Here is a 5,736-nt window from a genome sequence, read left to right as displayed (position 1 = left end):
GGCGATTGGCGCTCACGTATGTGCCCTTCGGCTACGGGTATGGGGGAACACCCGCAGGATACCGGTGGGTTACCGGGCGCTCGCAGCGTCGCGGCCCAGACACGAGTTCGGGCCCTGACCAGGGAGGTCAGGACCCGAACTGAGTATTGCTCCGCCGCCAGGACTCGAACCTGAACCGGGGACACCAAAAGACCCTGTGCTGCCTCTTACACTACGGCGGAACGAAAGTCAAGAGGGAGTCGTGGTTCCCTCCCTCTTGATGCTGGCCTCTACTATGCCGTACCACCAGCCCTCTACGCGACGATACAGATCAGCACCTTGTCGTACGCGCACCACGAGGCAGCCCCTGTAGTCGGCACCCACATTCTGGGCGCAGCCGGAAAAGGGGTGGCAGGCGGTCGTACGCTGGCTTGCATGACCGAGCCGGGGGAGAGCCGGGCCGTTGGCGGCCCGTGGTGGTGGGAACGGCGGCGGAGCGCCGCGCTGGATGTCGCCCTGGGGGCGGTGTCCTCGGGGGAGTGTGCTTTTCAGGGGGTGGAGTTCGCCGCCGAGGCCGGGGTGCCGACGGCTGCCGGGGTGGTGCTGGGGGTCGTGGCGGGGGCGACGCTGGTGCTGCGGCGGCGTTGGCCGATCGCTGTGGTGCTGGTGGCGGTCGCGGTGTCGCCCGCCGAGATGGGTCTGCTGCTCGGCATCGTCGGGCTCTACAGCCTGGCGGTTTCGGACGTGCCTCGCCGGATCACGGTGCTGCTGACGGGGATGACGGCGGTGGCCGTGGTGATCAGCACGCTGATCCGGCTGCAGCAGGGTGTCGGGCGCGACCCGGCCTTCGACCCGCCGGCGTGGTTCATTCCGCTGGTGTCCGTCGCGCTGTCGCTGGGGGTGACCGCTCCGCCGGTGCTGCTGGGGCTGTATCTGCGGGCGCGCAGGCGGCTGGTGGAGTCGTTGCGGGAGCGGGCGGACGGGCTGGAGCGGGAGTTGGCGCTGCTGGCGGACCGTGCGGAGGAGCGGGCCGAGTGGGCGCGTAACGAGGAGCGGACCCGGATCGCGCGGGAGATGCACGACGTGGTCGCGCACCGGGTGAGTCTGATGGTGGTGCATTCGGCGGCGCTGCAGGCGGTGGCGTTGAAGGATCCGGAGAAGGCGTCGAAGAACGCTGCGCTGGTCGGTGACATGGGACGGCAGGCGCTGACGGAGCTGCGGACGATGCTGGGTGTGCTGCGTTCGCAGCAGCAGGCTCCGGGGAACCCGGCGAAACCCGAGCATCCGCTGAAACCCGGGCAACCGGAGAAGCCGGGCGGCGGCGGGCCGGCGCGGCTGGCGGAGTTCGCGGTGGCCGTGGCGGGTTCGGTCAGGGGCGGGGGACGCGAGCGGGGCGGGTCCGTTCCGGTGGCCGCGGTGGAGGAGAAGGTGGTTGCCGAGGGGCCTCGGCTGGGCGAGCTGGAGGCGCTGGTGGGGCAGTCGCGGACGGCCGGGATGGCGGTCGAGCTCTCGGTGGAGGGGGAGTCGTCGGGCGGCTACGCGGCGGGGGTGGAGCAGACGGCGTTCCGCGTGGTGCAGGAGGCGCTGACGAATGTGCACAAGCACGCGCCGGGCGCGCGTACGCGGGTGCGGCTGGCGCATCGTGCGGCGGAGGTCGCGGTGCAGGTGGAGAACGAGCCGTCGGTGGCGGGTGACGGTGCGCAGGACGCGGGGCTGCCGAGCGGTGGCAACGGTCTGGTGGGGATGAAGGAGCGGGTGGTGGCGCTGGGCGGCGGGTTCGTGTCGGGGCCGACGGACGCGGGTGGTTTCCGGGTGTCGGCGGTCATTCCGGCGGGGCGGGCCCGTGTGGAAGGGGCTGCCGGGGCAGACCGGGCGCGTACGGGCGGGTGAGCCGTTCGGGGCGGGTGCCGGTGAGCAGCGCGGCGAGTGCGGTGTCGAAGTCGCGCCCGAGGTACCAGTCGCCAGTGTGGTCGAGGCTGTAGACGCGTCCTTCGGTGTCGATGGCGAGGAGGGCGGCGTCGTCACCGTCGGTGCCCAGGGGGCAGATCTCGGTGCCGAGCGCGCGGCCGAGGTCGGCGAGCGTACGGGCGGCGTAGCGGGCGTGCAGGGGGTCGATGCGCAGGCCGGCGGCGGCGATGTGACGTCCGGGGCCGGTGGGGTCGATGGGCAGGTTGCCGAATTCGGCCCAGACCTCGACGGCGGCGGGGAAGACGGCGTGCTGGTGGCCGCCGGACGAGGTGTGGCCGCGGAGGGCGTCGGCCCAGTGTTCCGCTTGTGCCATGTCCCAGCGGCCGGGCTGCCAGCCGGCCGCGCGCAGTGCGTCGTCGACGGCGATGGGGAACCGGGTTGAGGAGTTCCGCTGGTGGGGGTCGCTCACGGGCGTCCCGCCTCGCGTCCGGCGGCTGCGGCGGCCGCGGCGGCTCGGGCCCCTTGAGTGTCCGCGTCGTGTCCCGGGTCGACGGCCCGTACGCCGAAGTGGGCGAGGAGTGCGGTGCAGGAGCGGCAGGGCGGCGCGTAGCTGCCGTGCAGGGGGTCGCCGTCCTCGCGGATGTGGCGGGCGGTGAGTTTGGCGTGCTTGAGCGCGCGCCGGGCTTCGCCGGGGGTGAGCGGGCGGGGGCTGGATTTGCGGCCGGTGCGTTTGGAGGTGCGGGCGCCTTCGGTGGCTTTGAGGAAGCGGGAGAGCAGAACCGTCTCGGTACACCGGCCGGTGTGGCGTTCGCGGTGGTCGGTGGTGAGGGTGTCGAGGAAGTCCTGTACGAGCGGATGCGGTGCGGGTGGCTGGTCGCCCTTGTTGCCGGTGGAGGTGAGGGTCTGGCCGCGTACGGAGAGGGCGGCGGCGATGGCGGGGAGGATGCCGTCGCGCCGGTGGTGCAGCGCGGGCGCGGGGTCGTCGGGCGCGCCTGTCCAGCCGACGCGGGGGTCGGGGGAGGGGGGCGGTGCGGATGGTGGTGGTGCGGATGGTGATGGTGGTGCGGCGTTCATGTGGTGCTTCCTCCCCGCACGGCCCCTTCTGCCGTCTGTGCCGTTGTGCCGTCGTGTCGTCTGCGCCGTCTGTGTCACCTGCGCGGTAGCGCCAAGTATGCAGTGTGCTGGATCAGTCGATCATGCCGTCCGGATGTCATGGGGCGGTGACGGTTCGGGATGCGATGTGCCACAGGGGTGGTGGGTCCGGTGGCGGGGGGCCAGCATCAGCGGGTACGTCCGTCCTCGAGGCAGGAGTTCCGTGATGCACAGCACCTCACTTGGCCGTCGCAGTCGCACGTGTGGTCGCCGGGGTAGCCGGCTCGGTCCGCGTGTCCGCCGCGCGGTGGCGGTGACGGTGGCCGTACCGGTGCTGGCGCTGTCGGTGGCCGCGTGCGGCGGTGGCGACGAGGGCGAGGGCGACGGCGGCGGGAAGGCGAAGGACGGCCAGGGGCAGCAGTCCGGTGAGGGCAAGGGCAAGGACGGTACGGGCGGCGGCGACGGCGCATCCGGCGGCACGGGTGCAGCCGAGGGCGTGCCCCCGCTGGATGAGAAGCGGTTGACGGCGGCGCTGCTGAAGACCGGGGACGTCAAGGGCTATCGGGCGCAGCGGAGCAAGGAGGACGCGCTGCCGCCGCAGAACACGATGACGTCGGACGATCCGCGCTGTTCCGCGATCACCGACACGGTCGGTTCCAAGCCGAAGCACGCGCGTACCGCGTACACCAGCGGCACCCTGATGAAGGGCAAGGGCACCCTGGCCTCGGGTGGGGCCATCCAGCAGGTGCTGCTGTCGGCCTACGGGAAGGGCGAGGCCGCGCAGTGGCTCGGGGAGCTGAAGGATGCCCTGGACAGCTGCAAGTCCTTCACGGGGAAGGTGGGTACGGGGGAGGAGACGCAGTTGCGGATCGAGCCCGGTGAGGGTGTGGGCGTCGGCGACGACTCGGTGCGCTTCACGATGAAGGACGCCAAGGGGAAGGACTCTCCGACGGTCTTCACGGTGGTGCGGACGGGCGGCAACACGGCGACGTTCATGTCCATCTCGCTGTCGGGCGAGCCGGTGCCGGTCACGAAGGCGGTCGTGGTCAAGCAGCACGAGAAGCTGACGGCCGCCGCGAAGGGCTGAGCCCGGACCGACGGGGCGGGCGGTGCCCGCGTGCAGGTGTACCGCTTAGGCTGTCCCGTGTCAGCCAGACGCAGCAGGGGGCAACCGCCATGACGACAGGTCGGCTCGGGCACGCCGCGCCACCGAACCGGGCCTATGCCGGGCAGTTGGTGAATTTCCCGGACCCGGTCCGGGCCGCTCGGCATCCCGGCGGGGTGCGGATGGATGAGAACGGCTTGCCGGACTTCACGCCCTACGCGCGTGCCGCCGCCGAGATCGCCGAGCCGCCGGAGGGCTTCGGAGCCGACGAACTGCGGCTGACGGACTACGTGTCGGCCAACGCCGCGCTGCAGGCCTCCGGTCACGAACTGTGGGCGGAGCTGCCACCCGTGGCCACTCCGCACGGCTGGACCTGGCATCACGTGGCGCACAGCCGCCGGGTGGAGCTGGTACCCGTCGAGGTCAAGGCGCTGCTGCGGCATCACGGCGGGCTGGCGACCGCCGGCGTGGACCAGGCCAAGAGCGGTACCCGGCCGTTGCAGGACACCAGGCCGGTGCATTTCGAGGTGCCGCACGGGGTCGCGGTGAGCGAGCCGCAGGTGCTCGATGTGGAGGAGCGGCTGGGGTACCGGCTGCCGGGTGCGTACCGGACGTTCCTGAAGGCCGCGGGCGGCTGCGCGCCGCGCGGGGTGGCGCTGGACGCGGAGTTGGGGCTGCTGGTCGACCAGCCGTTCTTCACGGTGCGCGACGACGCGGCCGTCAACGATCTTGTCTATATCAACAAGTGTCTGCGCGACCACTTCACCAAGGACTTCCTCGGGGTGGGCTTCGTGCAGGGTGGGCTGATCGCCGTGCGGGTGAGGGGTGAGCGCACCGGCTCGGTGTGGTTCTGCCCGTTCGACGACGCGCGGGACCGGGACGGCATCGGCGTGGAGGAGCGGGTGGAGCAGCTGCTGCGGCCGTGCGGCGCCGACTTCGACGACTTCCTGCTGCGGCTCGCGGGCAGCCCGCCGGAGCTGGAGACCGTGGCGAACCTGATGGTGGACGGCGGCTTCGCGCGCGCCGTCCACGTGTGAGGGTGCGTGAAGGGCAGATGACGGGCAGAGGGGTGACGGCGCGATGGTGACCTTCGCACAGGCTCAGGAGCGTGCTGAGCGCTGGGTCAACGGTGAGTCCGGCGGGCCGGGGATACCGGGCGGGCAGCGGCGTGAGGTGCGCGTCAGGGAGTTCGACCTGGGGTTCGTGGCGTGGGCGGAAGCCCCGTCGGGGCCTGGCGGCCCGGACGGTACGGCGGCCGACGGCGGTCGCGCGCGGCTGGTGATCGCGCGGGACAGCGGTGACTCGACGCTGTGGCCCGGGCTGCCGGTGGGCGAGGTCATCAGGCGGTACGAAGAGGAGTACGGCGTTGCGGGCAGGCCGGCCGCACCCGCGGGCGGGGCACCGCAGCGGCTGGATCTGGAGGCGACGTCGTTTCTGCTGACGCCGCCCGGCTGGTTGCAGGAGGCGGCCGACCAGATGGGCATCCCGGACCGGCGCGGCGCGGGTTCGGGTGCGCATGCCGGCTCGGGTTCCGGCTCGGGTGCGGGGGCGTCGTCGCCGCCGGTCGGGGCGAGCCCGTGGGATGCGGCGGACACCAGCAGTTCGGGTGGCGGCGAGGCTCAGTCGCCTCCCGCGACGGTGTTCGCGCCGCC

Annotated in this window: 5 protein-coding genes, 1 tRNA gene and 1 pseudogene; 4 read left to right on the top strand and 3 right to left on the bottom strand. The window is 72.3% G+C overall.

Annotation, left to right across the window (positions count from 1 at the left end; translation table 11 throughout):
• Window positions 1–149: 149 nt before the first annotated feature.
• Window positions 150–221 (bottom strand) — tRNA-Gln (locus tag ACRDP3_RS09885).
• Between the two features lie 193 nt (window positions 222–414).
• On the opposite strand from ACRDP3_RS09885, the gene ACRDP3_RS09880 reads away from it, so the two are divergent.
• On the top strand, window positions 415–1,869 hold the full coding sequence (locus ACRDP3_RS09880) for a sensor histidine kinase (protein ID WP_431516494.1): 1,455 nt from the start codon (window positions 415–417) through the stop codon (window positions 1,867–1,869).
• Here ACRDP3_RS09880 and ACRDP3_RS09875 read toward each other — a convergent pair.
• Together ACRDP3_RS09875 and ACRDP3_RS09870 are read right to left on the bottom strand one after the other, a co-directional pair.
• Entirely contained in the window at window positions 1,802–2,356 is a 555-nt protein-coding gene (locus ACRDP3_RS09875) for an SUKH-3 domain-containing protein (RefSeq protein WP_431516493.1), read from the bottom strand. The two genes, ACRDP3_RS09880 and ACRDP3_RS09875, sit on opposite strands and share 68 nt — an antisense overlap.
• Window positions 2,353–2,961: a YwqJ-related putative deaminase gene (locus tag ACRDP3_RS09870; RefSeq protein WP_431516492.1), complete on the bottom strand. Its 609-nt coding sequence runs from the start codon at window positions 2,959–2,961 to the stop codon at window positions 2,353–2,355. The genes ACRDP3_RS09875 and ACRDP3_RS09870 overlap by 4 nt, the downstream gene beginning before the upstream one ends.
• Before the next feature lie 325 nt (window positions 2,962–3,286).
• On the opposite strand from ACRDP3_RS09870, the gene ACRDP3_RS09865 reads away from it, so the two are divergent.
• The 3 genes and pseudogenes from ACRDP3_RS09865 to ACRDP3_RS09855 all read left to right on the top strand — a co-directional run.
• On the top strand, window positions 3,287–4,066 hold the full coding sequence (locus tag ACRDP3_RS09865) for a hypothetical protein (protein ID WP_431516491.1): 780 nt from the start codon (window positions 3,287–3,289) through the stop codon (window positions 4,064–4,066).
• A gap of 89 nt (window positions 4,067–4,155) precedes the next feature.
• Entirely contained in the window at window positions 4,156–5,121 is a 966-nt protein-coding gene (locus tag ACRDP3_RS09860) for an SMI1/KNR4 family protein (RefSeq protein ID WP_431516490.1), read from the top strand.
• Window positions 5,122–5,164: 43 nt separating this feature from the next.
• Window positions 5,165–5,736: pseudogene (locus ACRDP3_RS09855) on the top strand (SUKH-4 family immunity protein); the annotation flags it as partial.

Origin of the sequence: Streptomyces sp. (assembly GCF_050698815.1) — a bacterium.
Lineage (GTDB): Bacteria > Actinomycetota > Actinomycetes > Streptomycetales > Streptomycetaceae > Streptomyces.
Note: the sequence above shows the minus strand (reverse complement) of the source record. Positions and strands in the feature narration are given on the sequence as shown.